We start from the raw sequence: 13,752 nt of genomic DNA, 5'->3' as shown, positions 1-13,752 counted from the left end.
CTTATTTTGTCCCCAAACCGAGTTTGGGAACAAGGTCAATCGTTGTTGTACCAAACAATTTAGTTGTCAATGGAGACAATCGCTATGTCTGATGAATTTTTGGTAATCGGTTCTTCATCGGGGCAGCCCACCCGGCGGCGTTTTGCCCCGGCCTACGCTTTGACTGCGGCGGGCAAGCTCTTTTTACTTGACTGCGGCGCGCCGGTGAGCACTCTGTTATATCGTTACAACCTGGACCCGGCCGACGTGCAGGCCGTGTTCCTGAGCCACTGGCACATGGACCACATTGCCGGCCTGGGTCTTTTTTTAACCCAAAATCATCTGCTTAAACGGCCCGGCCCGCTCAATATCTACGGGCCGCGCGGCACGCGCGGCAAAATCAGGCGGTTGTTGGCCGACTCCTTTCAATCATTCGAAGGGCTGGCCTACGAACTCAATATCACCAACGTTAAATCCGGCAAACGCATCAAAGAAGCCCTCCTTCGAGTTACCTTCTTCAAAACCCAACACCTGGAAAGCACCGCCTACAAAACCAACTTTGGGCGTAAGGCGGTTGCCCTGGGTATGGTGATCAACGGCCCGGGCTGGCGCATTGTTTACAGCGGCGATCTAGGCTCGCCGGAAGAACTCAGCCCCTTTATGAACGGTTGCGACCTGCTGATCCACGAACTGGCCCATCACCAACCCGAAACCGTGGCCGACTTTGCGGCTACGGCCAAAGTGCCTCACGTGCTCATTAGCCATATTGGGCCAGAATTTGACGAAACACCGGCCCGAATTATCCAAGCCTTTAAAGATCGTTACCCCGGCAAACTCACCGTGGCCGAAGACGGCACCAAAGTTCAACTGAATGAAGCTGATCAATGAGAGAAATACTCTAATCAGAAAGGGAAGACCCCATGGTCAAAAAAACAGTAGGCTATGTCCGCACCGAATGGACCTGCCCCAATTGCCAAACCAGGAATCCCGGGCCGCAGAAAACTTGTACCAGTTGTGGCATGCCCCAGCCCGACGACGTGCAATTTGAGCAGGCCGCGCAGGAAGAGATTATCAAAAACGAAGCTGAAATTGCCAAAGCCAAAGCCGGCCCCGATATTCATTGCTACTACTGCGGGTCGCGCAACCCGGCCGGGGCCGCCACTTGCAGCCAGTGTGGGGCCGACCTGCGCGAGGGTAAGGCCAGAGATAAAGGCCGCATTTTAGGCGCGCGCCGCACCGGCCCGGCGCCAAAAATCACCTGTTCGGCCTGCGGCGCGGAGAACGAGGCCAACGCGCCCAAGTGCGCCCAATGTGGCGCCCCGTTGACCAGACCCGAACCTGAAGCCAGGGCAGTGCCGGCCAAACCCCTGCGCCGCCCGCAAAACAGGTTATGGGCCGTTATCGCCGGGGGAGTGGCCTTACTTTGCTGTCTCGCCGCCATTGTGTTTTTTATTCTGTCCGCCCGCACCAGCGACATCAACGGCACGGTGCAAGATGTCTCGTGGACTCGCACCATTGCCATTGAAGCCTTACAGCCGGTTGAACATGCAGATTGGCGTGACAGCATCCCGGCAGAGGCCATTGTGGGCGTTTGCACCCAAAAAGTGCATCACACCCAGGATAATCCCGCGCCCAACGCCAAAGAAGTCTGCGGCACACCCTACAGCGTAGACAAAGGCAGCGGCTATGCCGAGGTAGTGCAGGATTGTGAGTACGAGGTGTATGAGGAGTGGTGCAAATACACCGTAGATGAATGGCAAAAGGTTGACGAGGTCTCGCTTGGCGGCAATAACCGCAATCCCCAATGGCCCGCCGAGCCGGTTTTGAGCAGAAATCAACGGCCGGGAGAGCGGGTGGAACAATACAAAATCATTTTCAATACCGAACAGGGACAATACACCTACACCACCAGCAGCGAAACCGAGTTCCAACGGTACGATCTCGGCAGCCGGTGGATATTGAAAGTGAATACCTTTAACGCCGTCATGGATACCGAACCGGCGCGTTAGGCCCAAAACAAATTGACAAAACAGGCTTATTTCCGTTTTTACGCCGAATTAAATGACTTCCTGCCCCCGGCCAAAAAACAACGGTTCTTCAGCCATTCCTTTGTGCTCAGGGCCTCGGTTAAAGACATGATCGAGGCGCTGGGCGTGCCGCATACCGAGATTGACCTCATCCTGGTCAACGGCCGCTCTGTTGACTTTTCCTACCCGGTGCAGGATGGCGACCGGATCAGCGTTTATCCCGTTTTCGAGTCGCTGGACATCACCCCCCTGGTACGGCTCCGGCCCGAACCCCTGCGCGAGACCCGCTTTGTGCTTGACGTTCACCTGGGGCGGCTGGCCGCCTACCTGCGTATGTTCGGTTTTGATACGCTGTACCGCAATGATTACAACGACGACGAACTGGCCCGCATTTCCAGCAGCAACGGCCGCATTCTCTTAACCCGCGACCGGGGCCTGCTCAAACGCAGCATTGTTACCCACGGCTACTGCCTGCGGGCCACCAACCCCCGCCAACAATTAATAGAGGTGCTGCGCCGTTTTGACCTGTACCGGTCGGTCAAACCGTTTCAACGCTGCTTGCACTGCAACGGCCTGCTACAGCCGGTGGCCAAAGCAAACATCAGCCACCGCTTACTCCCCAAAACCAGGCAGCGTTATCATGAGTTCTGCCACTGTCCCACCTGCAACCGGGTCTACTGGAAAGGGGTCCACTACCAACGGATGCGGCAGTTTATTGACAGCGTGCTTCAGCGCAACCCTGCCGAAACTTACTACACGTATTGAAAAATCCCCATAGTTATGTTATCATAAAACTATAACTTCTTGTTATGTCTAATTACCGCCTGCCAGGAGGCTGTTTGATGATGACACCGGCGCTCAAAACAAACAAATCCATTGCGGCCGTTGTTTTAGCCAGTTTTGTTTTGGCCGCCTTTATTATTTCAGGCTTTACCGCCGCCAACTTCAACAACCAAACCGACCCTGCCCCATTGCCCCAGGGAGGGCCTGAAACCTATCGCCTCACCAACGCCATCAAAAACGGCGATTTTGAGGATCGTTACACCGGCAACAATGTGCAGGGCAACGCAGTGGCGGCCTACTGGTATCCTTACAACAACGGCGGCGCCCACTTTGGCTGGTACGATGAGGAATGGGCCGAAGCGGTTCATAGCGGCAAACACGCCCAATTAATGGAAATCGCCCAGGTAGACACCTATCTGCCGGAGCGCATCATTGCCATTTACCAAACGGTAGAAGTGGTGCCCAACATGAACTACGTGTTGACCATCCACGCCCTGATGCGTTCCGACGCGCCGGAAGCGGACCGCAATCAGGACGAATATACCATGAGTTGGGGTCTTGATTACCAGGGGCGGGGTAAATATTATTTTGTACAAAATTGGACGGCAATGGCCGTGGATGAACAACTCCGCGTTGGCTCCGGCGGCCCCGCCAGCGACGCCAACCATTTATATTACCAACGTTTTGTCTACACCATTTTTACCGGCAATGCCACCAAACTGACCCTCTTCATCCGGGGCATGAAACTGGAACCCACCGGCACTGAACTGAACTTTAACCTTGACGATATTTCCATGGTTGGCCCCTATGTTCCGCCTACGGCCACGCCCACCCCCAGCTTAACCCCCACCCGCCGGAAATTGCCCACCCTCACCCCCACGCCTACCGGCACGCCTCCCTCAGATATGCCGATCACGGGCCAGAGCCAATTGCCGGATGCCGGGGCCACCCTGCCTCAGAACATTTCGGGGGGGGCGGTGGCCTTTGGCACCCTGGTTTTGCTGGTGCTTGGCTTCGCCGCCGCCAACCACTTATTGCAACATCGCCAAAAGTGAGTGCCCCTAATTTTGGGCATCAGACGACCGGCAGCGAATCTCCAAGCGGCCGGGCAACCCTCGCCACTACTCTTCATTCCGCTGCACCCGCTGAATGACCAAATCCATCATTCTTGTGATTAAGCCGGTTGTTGTGTTACAATGAGAAAATCATTTACCTTGACCACAGGAAAAAATAATGACTAAACGCCTCATTCTGGTGGCCGGCAATATTGGCAGCGGCAAAACTTCCCTCACCGAACGGTTGGGCGCCCGATTGGATTGGCAAACCAGTTTTGAATCCGTGGCCGACAACCCCTACCTGGCCGACTTTTACGCCGATATGCGCCAGTGGTCCTTCCACTTGCAAGTTTTCTTTTTGGGCCACCGGGCGCAGCAGCATCTTGACCTGGCCCACAGCCCCAAATCCGCCATCGCCGACCGCAGCATCTACGAAGACGCCTACATCTTTGCCCGCGCGCTCCATCATCTGGGCAACTTGAATGAGCGGGACTACCAGGCTTATCGGAATGTTTTTAACCTGATCATAACCGGCCTGCCCCGGCCCGACCTGCTGCTTTATCTTACCGCGCCCGTGCCGGTGCTGCTCAACCGCATCCACCAGCGGGGTCGGGTCATTGAAAGCGGCATCACCTTTGAGTATCTATCGCTGCTGGAAACATTTTACAAGGAGTGGATAGATATCTTTGACCTCTGCCCGGTGCTCACCATCCACACCGACGACCTGGATTTTGTCAACCAAACCAAACACCTGGACATTGTTATGCAACGGATTCAGGATAAATTGGCGGGGAAAGAGGATGTTGTTTTTCCGTCAAACAACAATGATGAGGCAAAATGATAGTTTATTTCAACGGCCAATATCTCCCCAAACAAGAAGCAAAGATCTCTCCCGATGACCGCGGCTTTCTATTTGCCGACGGCGTTTACGAGGTGATCCGCGCCTACCAGGGCCGCCTGTTCCAAACAGACCCGCACCTGCAACGCCTGGCCCGCAGCCTGCGCGAGTTACAAATAGGTGGACCGGACCCGGAGATTTTCAGAGAAGTCGCCCAGCAGTTACTTCATCACAACCAACTTGGAGATAGCGACGCCCTGGTCTACATCCAGGTAACGCGCGGCGCAGCTCCCCGCCGGCACACCTTCCCCGGCAGCCATGTTTCGCCAACGGTTTATGCCACGGCTACTCCTTTCAACCCACCCCGCGAAAAAATGGAGCAGGGCATCAAAATTATCCTTACGCCCGACCTGCGCTGGACGCGCTGCGATATTAAATCGGTTTCCCTGCTGCCCAACGTGCTGGCCAGCCAACAGGCCCAGGAGAGCGACGCAGCAGAAGCCGTTTTTGTGCGCGACGGCGCGCTGACCGAAGGCACCCACACCAACTTTGCCGCCGTGCGCAACGGGCAATTGGTCACTTATCCCAAAAGTCATTACATCCTGGGCGGCATCACCAGAGAAGTTGTTTTAAGCCTGTGCGCCAACCTGAACATTCCGGTTAAAGAATTTCCTCTTCTGGAAAAGGATTTGCCTTCCGCCGAAGAAATGATGCTCCTGGGCACCACGTCTGAAATAATGCCGGTAGTTCGGGTGAACGATTGGCCCGTAGGTGATGGCCAACCCGGCCCCATCACCCAAAAATTGCAGCAGGCTTTCCGCCGGAGAGTGGGTTAGCTTCACTTGCCAACCGGCCCACTTTCAGGCACAATGGTATTGTGCCAAATTTGGCCGACTTAGAAAACCTGCAATAAAAATTAGCATCTGGAGGATGAAACATGTCTAAAAAGTTATTAATTATGCTGTTCCCACTATTGCTGGCCCTGGCCTGCGGCGGGGGAGGCGACAGCGGCGGCATTTTGGGCGGTGAGAGCGAACAACAGCCGCCGGAAAACGCCGTTGAAATCTCTATCATTTACGCCCCGGAAGAAGAGCTTTACATGGTTGACGCCATTAAGCAGTTCAACCAGGCTTACATTGACGGCAAAAATCCCCTCACCGGCCAGGCCCTGGCCGACGGCGAGCGGCCTATTTTTGTTACGGGCGGCCCCGGCTCGTCGGGCCAAATTGCCCAGGGCATTATCAACGCCATTATTGCGCCCAACAATGAAAACGTGGCCCGGCCCACCATTTTTTCGCCCTCGGTGAGCCACTGGCTGGCCCTGGTCAACTTTCAAACGGGCCGCCAAATTTTTGACCTGGCCGACAGCCCGCCCACGGCGCTGGCCCCGGTGGTAATGGCTATTTGGGAGAGCCGGCTCAAAGCCATTCAAGAAAAAAGCGGCAGCGACGAAGTGGGCTGGGAAGAACTGCTGGCGGTGCTCAATTCGCCCAACGGCTGGGCCGATTACAACATTCCTGGAGACCGCACCACCGTTTACTACGGCCACACCGACCCCTTTATCAGTTCCACTGCCCTCTCTACCCTGATTGCCGAATTTTACGCCAGCGCCCGCGCCAACAGCGACGACCCCGACTTTCGCCGCCTTACCCTGGAACAGGTGCGCGACCCCGCCGTGCAACAAGGTGTCCGCGATATTGAAGAGTTAATCCGTCATTATTCCTCGCGCACCACCGAGTTTAAAGAGTACATTGCCCAGGGGCCAAGTTATCTGGACTTTGTGGCCCTGGAAGAAAACGACCTCATCTACATCAACCAGGGTAAAACCGCTTACAAACCGCCGGAGAAACTGGTGGCCCTTTACCCCAAAGAAGGCACGTTTTGGCACGAGCATCCCTTTGCCGTTCCCCAGGCCGATTGGGTAACGGATGAGCAGCGAGAGGCGGCCAAAGTATTTACCGAATTCATTCGCAGCGAGCCGATCCAGCAGAAAGTGATGGAAAACGGTTTTCGGCCGGTCAACCCCAGCGTGACCGTGGGCTATCCCATTGCCCCGGAATTGGGCGTTGACCCCAACCAACCCACCGCCATTTTGGAAGTGCCCGACCCCGAAGTGATTGCCGAGGTGCAGGCCAGTTGGCAATTTGTCAAAAAGCAGGCCGACGTGCTGCTGGTGATGGATACCTCCGGCTCGATGAGTGGGGACAAAATTGAGCAGGCCAAACAAGCCGCCCTGGCTTTTGTTAACAAAATGCCGCCCCAAAACCAGGTGGGCTTGGTCAGGTTTGACAGCAGTGTCAACCCGGTTGTGCCGCTGGCTTCAGCCGAGGGCAACCAGGCTGAAATGACCAACCAGATCAATAGCCTGTATGCCGAGGGCGACACTTCTCTTTACGACGCCATTCTCCAATCCATCGAATTCCTGAGAAGTTCCCGCAGCGGCGAGGATGACCGGATTCAGGCCGTCATTATATTGAGCGACGGCCAGGACACCAGCAGCCAGATGTCGCTGCAAGAAGTGGTGGCCCTCATCGAATCCAGCCGGGAAGACCGTAACCCGGTCATCGTTATTCCCGTGGCCTATGGCGGCGATGCCGACATCAACGCCCTCAACTCCATTGCCCGGGCCAGCGCCACGCGGGTTCAATCCGGCAACCCGGAGGATATTCAACAACTGTTGGAGTTGATTAGCAGTTACTTCTAAACTATACCGTAACCATTCAGGTCATGTCATTCTGAGCGAGGAACGAGCGAAGAATCTCCATGCAATATACCAAAAACGAAGCAAAGTAGGGCCGCATGGAGATTCTTCGGCCTATGGCCTCAGAATTACGGTCATAAATGACATGGCCAGGTGAATAGTCGCGCTACACCAAACAACCTCATAAATTATCATTAAACCTGTTGCAAAATAACAGGGATAACACCTTCTGTGGAAAGATTAGTCCGAGTTTTATTTTGCAACAGGTCTATTATCAAACAAGGAACATCTCAAATTATGGATCTATTTCACGCCCTCATTCTGGGTCTTATCCAGGGCGCAACCGAATACATCCCGGTTTCAAGCTCGGCTCACCTGGTGCTGGTGCCCTGGTTTTTGGGCTGGCCCGACGCCTCCTTTGCCTTTGAAGTATTGGTGCAGTGGGGCACGCTGGTGGGCGTATTTATTTTTTTCTGGCCGGATTTGATGGTTATTATCAAAAGCGTCAGCCAGGGTCTTTGGCAAGGCCGGCCGCTGGCTACATTTGAAGCCAAATTGGGCTGGCTGGTGGTGGCAGCCACCATCCCGGCGGTGATATTGGGTTGGCTTTTTAAGGATTATTTTGAGGCCACTTACGACTCACCGGCTTTGGCGGGCGTATTTCTTATCTGTACGGCTCTTTTGCTGGTTATCGCCGAACGCTTTGGCGCGCGGTTGCGCGATTTAGAACAATTTGGCTGGCTCGACGCCTTCATTGTTGGCGTCTGGCAAGCCGCAGCCATGTTTCCCGGCGTTAGCCGCTCCGGCGCAACCATCAGCGGGGCGGTGCTGCGTGGCTTCAACCGGACCGCCGCCGCTCGCTTCAGCTTTCTCATGTCCATTCCGGCCTTGTTGGGCGCCGGCGTAATGGCCTTAAAAGACCTGCTGGATACGGGCACGCTGGCCGCCGAACTGCCGGCCATTACCGTTGGCTTTATCGCCGCGGCAGTGTCCGGCTATCTTTGTATTCGCTGGCTGCTTTATTATCTGCAACGCCATTCGCTGTATGTTTTTGCCGCCTATTGCGCCATCGTCAGCATTGCCAGCATTATCCTATATATCAGCAGAGGATAACGTGTGTTTGCCCTCAAATAAATATCTTCTCTGCTCATGTAGGCAAAAACGTTTCAACTTTACTCAAAGCGGCGCTCCCCTATCCCTCTGTTTTTTTGTTGCTCTACTACTGCTATTTCTGACTGCATGCGGGGCGACCGTTACGCCTCCGCCGCCCGTTTTTCTCAAGGTAGCCGGATCAACCAGCATGAAACCGTTATTGGTCAACCTGACCACGCGCTTTAGCGCCGAACATCCCCAGGTTACTTTTGATATTCAAGGCGGCGGTTCGCAATTGGGCCAATGGGCGGTTGAAACCGGCCAGGCCGACATAGGCATGGTTTCCTGGACGCCCTCAGACCTGAACAATGAGGTTCGCTTGATACCCATCGCCCAAGATGCGGTGGCCATTATTCTCAACGCTCAGAATAAAGTAGAGGGACTCTCGCTGCGGGAACTGCGCGACATTTTTAGCGGACGGCTGCTCAACTGGCAAGAGGTGGCGGGACTGCCGATGACGATCCAGGTAGTGAGCCGCGAGGACGGCTCCGGCACGCGGGCAGTTTTTGAAACGGCCGTTATGGCCGACCGGGCCGTTACGCCCACCGCCATAGTAATGCCCAGCAGCCAGGCTGTGTTTGATTTTGTGGCCCAAAATCCAAACGCCATCGGCTATGTTTCTTTGGCCTTTGTAGGGCAAGGGGTTTACGCGGCGCCCATTGAGGGAGTTGCGCCCAGCCTGGAAAATCTTGATTCAGGAAGCTATTTTTTAACCCGGGAGCTATCGCTGATTACGCCGGAGCAGAGCCGGCCAGAAATCACGCAATTTGTTGAGTTTGTCTTAAGCCCCGCCGGTCAGGCCATTGTGAGAGAAGAATGGGGGAGCGCAAAGTGAATGGGCCGTGAACAAACCCGTTATAGCCACGGATTAGTCGCCCGCTCCTGCCCAATGGTGGTCACCGGGCCGTGGCCGGAGCAGACAATGGTTTCATCGGGTAAAACCATCAGTTTTTCATTGATGCTGGCCATCAGGGTTTCGTAACTGCCGCCGGGCAGGTCGGCGCGGCCAATGCCGCCGGCAAAAAGCACGTCGCCGTCAAAAAGAACGCCCTCTTTGGCTTCATAAAAACTGACGTGACCGGGGGAATGCCCCGGCGTGAACAGCACCTCAAGCATATGCCGGCCAAAAACAAGCGTGTCCCCTTCGGCCAGGGCCAGGTCAGGTTCCGGGCCGGGCGGAACTTGAAGGCCAAAAAAACCGGCGCCCCCATTTTCTCTGAGTAAAGGCAAATCCAATGGATGTAACGCCAACGGCGCGCCGGTCGCTTCAACCAGAGGGCCGTTGGCCACAATATGGTCAAAATGGGCGTGGGTATTTAAAATGTATTTTATGGTCAGGTCCGATTCTTTAATTTCGGCTAAAATAAGGTCCGCCTCGTCGCCGGGGTCAATAACCACGCCTTCTCCGGTTTCTTCACACCCCACAATGTAGCAGTTGGCTTGAACGGGGCCAACGGGTAACTGTTTGATAATCAAGGCAACCCCTCCTTAACAGCATTAAAATTGGGCAAAACAGGCCAAAATACCTACCATTTAGACTGGACAATTCAAATAGGTTATGTTACTATGATTTCTGTTACAAACGATATAAACGTTCATTAAAAAGAGGAGTGTTGTATCTGAGGCCAAAGATGCCGGGCGCATCTTGGGCCGGTTTAGATAACACTCCTTTTTTGTTGGCTCCGAAAACGATCAGGCTATGGCCTCCCGGAGAAGGTTGAAAAAACCTGGCCAGGGTGGCTAAACAAGAATTCTGACCAGTAGTTTTATTTGAACCGCATTGCACCTTCAAAAAATTAGCCTCGCTTTACCGCCGTTAGCGGTTGTCGGTTCACCCCAAATCCAAGCCAATTTGTCCCCAGCATCACGCCACTACCCTTTGTAAATTACGCCTAACCTTCCTTTGAGACAGAAGTATACCACATTGCCGCGCTTATGGCGAGTAAGGAATGAGGATGATTTGTTAATGTTGATTTAATATTTTTTAATCTGCCCTTTATCCTAAATTAAAAACGAGAGGCGGTTTTTGCGTGAGATGGCCCGGTAACCGTCCATCTCGACGGTGGTCAAGGTGAAAAGGCAAGATAATTCTCAATTTGAATATATTTTATTTGACCTGGACGACACCCTTTATCCCAAAGAAGCCGGGCTGATGAAGGCCATCAGCGAACGCATTTTGTATTTTATGACGCAAAGAGTTGGTATTCCGGCTGATGACGCCACCAGCAAAAAACTCGATTACTATCAGAAATATGGCACGGCGCTCCGGGGTTTAATGGAAGAATACCACATCAATCCGCAGGAGTACCTGGATTTTGTACACGAGGTGAATCCGAAAGACTTTCTGGGCATTAGCCCTCCGCTGGACCGAATGCTCCAGGAAATTCCGTTACGCAAGGTTATCTTTACCAACGCCGATGTGGAGCACTGCGAACGGGTGCTAAACACCCTGCGGGTACGCCCTCATTTCAACCTGATTATTGACATCAAGGTTTTGGGCTATGAAAACAAACCTCGCCCGATGGCCTATCGGAAAGCGCTGGATTTATTGGAAGTGCCGGGGGAGAATTGTATTATGGTTGACGATACGCCTCGCAACTTGATGCCGGCTAAAGATTTGCGCATGACAACCATCTTAATTAATGGGGGCAAAAGGTCTATTGCCATTGATTATGTTGTGCCCACTATCTTTCACGTGGAGGGCGTGGTCAAAAGTCTACTCCCCATGGAGAGACTCTAACGCTCCATGCCTAACTTGGTTGAAACCACCTTCCACGTTCGTTACGCCGAAACCGACCAGATGGGCATTGTGCACCACGCCGCCTACGTGGTATGGCTAGAGGAGGGGCGCAGCCAGTGGCTGCGGGCGCATGGCAGTTCTTATGCTCTATTTGAAAAAGCGGGCTTGCGGCTGGCTGTTTCAGAAGTGCATATCCGCTACCGGCAGCCGGCTTATTACGACCAACAAGTCACCATCCGGTGTTGGCTGAAAGCAATGCGCAGCCGGCAGGTGAAATTTGGATACCAGGTAGTTGATCCCAAAACCGCGACTATCCTGGCCGAAGCCTACACCACGCTCATCAGTCTTGACCGGCAAGGCAATGTCACCAAAATGCCCACCGAGTGGCAAATTTTTTTCAAAGAAAGCATGTCGTCGTCGCCAACGGACAAAGATTAAAAAATGGCCTCACCGCCGGGTTGAGGCCATTTTAGTATTCAGAGCAACCATTATTACGCCGGAAGCGGGGCTGTAGAGGGAGGGACTACATTTGGCGGCGCATCAGACGACGAGCTTTTTTCTGGGGAAGCATTTCCTGGGGGCGCCGGATCGGTTTCTGGATTATCACCGCTGCCATCTACCAGCGCGGCAAATTCTTTTGCTTCAAGCGTTTCTACTTCCAATAAACGGGTGGCTACCAATTTTAACTTATCAATATTATCGGTCAAAAGCTGGCAGGCTCGCTTGTAAGCTTCATCAACCAACTGCCGTACTTCAAAATCAATCTGTTCGGCAGTTTCTTCACTGTAGTTGCGCTGCTCGCTGATTTGCCTTCCCAAAAAAATCAATTCTTCTCTATCGCCAAAGGTAAGAGGGCCTAATTTTTCACTCATACCGTATTGGGTGACCATAGCCCGAGCCATGCGCGTCACGGTTTGCAGGTCGTGACTGGCGCCCGTCGTGACATCCCCAAATACAATTTCTTCTGCGGCGCGTCCCCCCAAGGCGCCGGCCAGGCGGGCCTTAAATTCCGACACGCTCATCAGTCGCTGGTCATCCTCCGGCAAAAATAAGGTAACGCCCAGAGTGCTGCCCCGGGCAATAATTGTTACCTTATGCACCGGGTCTGCTTCAGGAATCAGATGCGACACCAGGGCATGCCCGGCTTCGTGATAAGCGGTAACTTCTAACTCCTCTTCATTGCGGATACGGCTCCGGCGTTCCGGCCCCATGCGCACTTTTTCAATAGCCTCTTGTAAATCGGCCATTTTGATTTGCTTTTGGCCGCGCCGGGCCGCCAGGATGGCCCCTTCATTAATCACATTCTCCAAATCCGCCCCGGAAAAGCCGATGGTTATTTTGGATAAGGCCTCTAAATTAACATTGGTGGCCAACGGCTTACCCCTGGCGTGAACTTCTAAAATTTTCTTTCGTCCCTGCCAGTCGGGCCGGTCCAGCACCACCCGGCGGTCAAACCGACCCGGACGCAACAGGGCCGGGTCCAAAATATCCGGGCGGTTGGTGGCGGCCACTACTATCACGTTGGTGTCGGTTTCAAAACCATCCATTTCCACCAGTATCTGGTTCAAGGTTTGCTCGCGCTCGTCGTGGCTGCCGCCCAGGCCGGCCCCCCGATGGCGGCCTACGGCGTCAATCTCATCCACAAAAACAATGCAAGGGCAGTTGCGTTTGGCCTGGTCAAACAGGTCTCGCACCCGGCTGGCCCCCACGCCCACAAACATCTCCACAAACTCGGAGCCGGAGATGCTAAAAAAGGGTACGCCGGCTTCGCCGGAAACGGCTTTGGCCAGCAGGGTTTTGCCACAGCCGGGAGGGCCAACCATCAACACGCCCTTGGGGATACGCGCGCCCAGGGAGATGAATTTTTCCGGCTCGCGCAAAAACTCAACCACCTCGGCCAGTTCTTCCTTGGCCTCTTCGGCGCCGGCTACATCTTCAAACGTCACGGTGGGTTTGTCGCCGGCAAACATCCTGGCCCGGCTTTTGCCAAAACTGAGGGCCTGATTGTTGGAGCCCTGCGCCTGGCGGACCATAAAAAAAAGCAATCCGCCCAAAATCACCAGGGGCAGGACGGTCAGGGCCAAAGTGCCCCAATCACTCCAGGCGCTGCGAGGAATAACGGTTATCTCGATGTTGTTCAGATTTTCGGCTGAAACACTTAGGTCCTCAAATGTTTTAAAAATACTAACGTCGGTTTCTTTACGAGATTTGACCGGAGAGTTATCAGCGCCGGTATACGTTACCGTTAACTCATCTTCCTGAATCTCTATTTTCTCTACCTTACCCGCTTTTATATCTTCGGCCACGGTGCTAAGGTCTATTTCATTGGTATTTCTGGGGCCGGAAAAAATGCTAAAAACAATAGCAGCTACGGCTAACAGAACCAGCAGATAAACAATGCCGCTATTTTTGAAAAAGCCTGAATTCACACTTTCCTCCAAAACTACTGCCAACAGGCGTTGGCCGTCAACTAAAGT

Annotated in this window: 13 protein-coding genes; 11 read left to right on the top strand and 2 right to left on the bottom strand. The window is 53.8% G+C overall.

Features of this window, described 5'->3' with window-relative positions; translation table 11 throughout:
• The first annotated feature begins 84 nt into the window (after window positions 1–84).
• The 9 genes from JW953_19040 (at window position 85) to JW953_19000 (ending at window position 9,370) form a co-directional block, all read left to right on the top strand.
• Window positions 85–867: an MBL fold metallo-hydrolase gene (locus tag JW953_19040; GenBank protein ID MBN1994801.1), complete on the top strand. Its 783-nt coding sequence runs from the start codon at window positions 85–87 to the stop codon at window positions 865–867.
• 32 nt (window positions 868–899) lie between these two features.
• The gene (locus tag JW953_19035; GenBank protein MBN1994800.1) at window positions 900–1,988 is read left to right on the top strand and encodes a zinc ribbon domain-containing protein; all 1,089 of its coding nucleotides are present in this window, start codon (window positions 900–902) and stop codon (window positions 1,986–1,988) included.
• A 12-nt stretch (window positions 1,989–2,000) separates the two neighbouring features.
• On the top strand, window positions 2,001–2,771 hold the full coding sequence (locus tag JW953_19030; protein MBN1994799.1) for a Mut7-C ubiquitin/RNAse domain-containing protein: 771 nt from the start codon (window positions 2,001–2,003) through the stop codon (window positions 2,769–2,771).
• Between the two features lie 77 nt (window positions 2,772–2,848).
• A complete protein-coding gene (locus tag JW953_19025) occupies window positions 2,849–3,844 on the top strand; it encodes a hypothetical protein (GenBank protein MBN1994798.1) in 996 nt (331 codons plus the stop codon).
• 178 nt (window positions 3,845–4,022) lie between these two features.
• Window positions 4,023–4,685, top strand: coding sequence for a deoxynucleoside kinase (locus JW953_19020; GenBank protein ID MBN1994797.1), 663 nt, complete (start codon window positions 4,023–4,025; stop codon window positions 4,683–4,685).
• On the top strand, window positions 4,682–5,518 hold the full coding sequence (gene dat / locus JW953_19015; protein MBN1994796.1) for a D-amino-acid transaminase: 837 nt from the start codon (window positions 4,682–4,684) through the stop codon (window positions 5,516–5,518). Before JW953_19020 ends, dat begins: the two co-directional genes overlap by 4 nt.
• Before the next feature lie 101 nt (window positions 5,519–5,619).
• The gene (locus JW953_19010; protein ID MBN1994795.1) at window positions 5,620–7,386 is read left to right on the top strand and encodes an extracellular solute-binding protein; all 1,767 of its coding nucleotides are present in this window, start codon (window positions 5,620–5,622) and stop codon (window positions 7,384–7,386) included.
• A 294-nt stretch (window positions 7,387–7,680) separates the two neighbouring features.
• On the top strand, window positions 7,681–8,496 hold the full coding sequence (uppP, locus tag JW953_19005) for an undecaprenyl-diphosphatase UppP (protein MBN1994794.1): 816 nt from the start codon (window positions 7,681–7,683) through the stop codon (window positions 8,494–8,496).
• A 187-nt stretch (window positions 8,497–8,683) separates the two neighbouring features.
• Window positions 8,684–9,370, top strand: coding sequence for a phosphate ABC transporter substrate-binding protein (locus JW953_19000; GenBank protein ID MBN1994793.1), 687 nt, complete (start codon window positions 8,684–8,686; stop codon window positions 9,368–9,370).
• Window positions 9,371–9,390: 20 nt separating this feature from the next.
• On the opposite strand, the gene JW953_18995 is transcribed toward JW953_19000, so the two are convergent.
• Window positions 9,391–10,011 carry an MBL fold metallo-hydrolase gene (locus tag JW953_18995; GenBank protein MBN1994792.1) on the bottom strand — a complete coding sequence of 207 codons (621 nt, stop codon included), beginning with the start codon at window positions 10,009–10,011 and terminating at the stop codon, window positions 9,391–9,393.
• Window positions 10,012–10,606: 595 nt separating this feature from the next.
• Here JW953_18995 and JW953_18990 point away from each other — a divergent pair.
• Window positions 10,607–11,275: a pyrimidine 5'-nucleotidase gene (locus JW953_18990; GenBank protein MBN1994791.1), complete on the top strand. Its 669-nt coding sequence runs from the start codon at window positions 10,607–10,609 to the stop codon at window positions 11,273–11,275.
• A gap of 6 nt (window positions 11,276–11,281) precedes the next feature.
• Complete coding sequence (locus JW953_18985) at window positions 11,282–11,713, top strand: acyl-CoA thioesterase (protein MBN1994790.1); 432 nt, start codon at window positions 11,282–11,284, stop codon at window positions 11,711–11,713.
• Between the two features lie 53 nt (window positions 11,714–11,766).
• Here the strand turns inward: JW953_18985 and ftsH are convergent, their stop codons facing one another.
• Entirely contained in the window at window positions 11,767–13,704 is a 1,938-nt protein-coding gene (gene ftsH / locus JW953_18980; protein ID MBN1994789.1) for an ATP-dependent zinc metalloprotease FtsH, read from the bottom strand.
• Window positions 13,705–13,752: the final 48 nt, after the last annotated feature.

The organism is Anaerolineae bacterium (genome assembly GCA_016931895.1).
Lineage (GTDB): Bacteria > Chloroflexota > Anaerolineae > 4572-78 > J111 > JAFGNV01.
Note: the sequence above shows the minus strand (reverse complement) of the source record. Positions and strands in the feature narration are given on the sequence as shown.

Bases quoted from the DNA above. Each gene is read 5' to 3' on its own strand.
- JW953_19040 (MBN1994801.1), top strand. From the start codon at position 85: ATGTCTGATGAATTTTTGGTAATCGGTTCTTCATCGGGGCAGCCCACC.
- JW953_19035 (MBN1994800.1), top strand. From the start codon at position 900: ATGGTCAAAAAAACAGTAGGCTATGTCCGCACCGAATGGACCTGCCCC.
- JW953_19025 (MBN1994798.1), top strand. From the start codon at position 2,849: ATGATGACACCGGCGCTCAAAACAAACAAATCCATTGCGGCCGTTGTT.
- JW953_19020 (MBN1994797.1), top strand. From the start codon at position 4,023: ATGACTAAACGCCTCATTCTGGTGGCCGGCAATATTGGCAGCGGCAAA.
- dat (MBN1994796.1), top strand. From the start codon at position 4,682: ATGATAGTTTATTTCAACGGCCAATATCTCCCCAAACAAGAAGCAAAG.
- JW953_19010 (MBN1994795.1), top strand. From the start codon at position 5,620: ATGTCTAAAAAGTTATTAATTATGCTGTTCCCACTATTGCTGGCCCTG.
- uppP (MBN1994794.1), top strand. From the start codon at position 7,681: ATGGATCTATTTCACGCCCTCATTCTGGGTCTTATCCAGGGCGCAACC.
- JW953_19000 (MBN1994793.1), top strand. From the start codon at position 8,684: ATGAAACCGTTATTGGTCAACCTGACCACGCGCTTTAGCGCCGAACAT.
- JW953_18985 (MBN1994790.1), top strand. From the start codon at position 11,282: ATGCCTAACTTGGTTGAAACCACCTTCCACGTTCGTTACGCCGAAACC.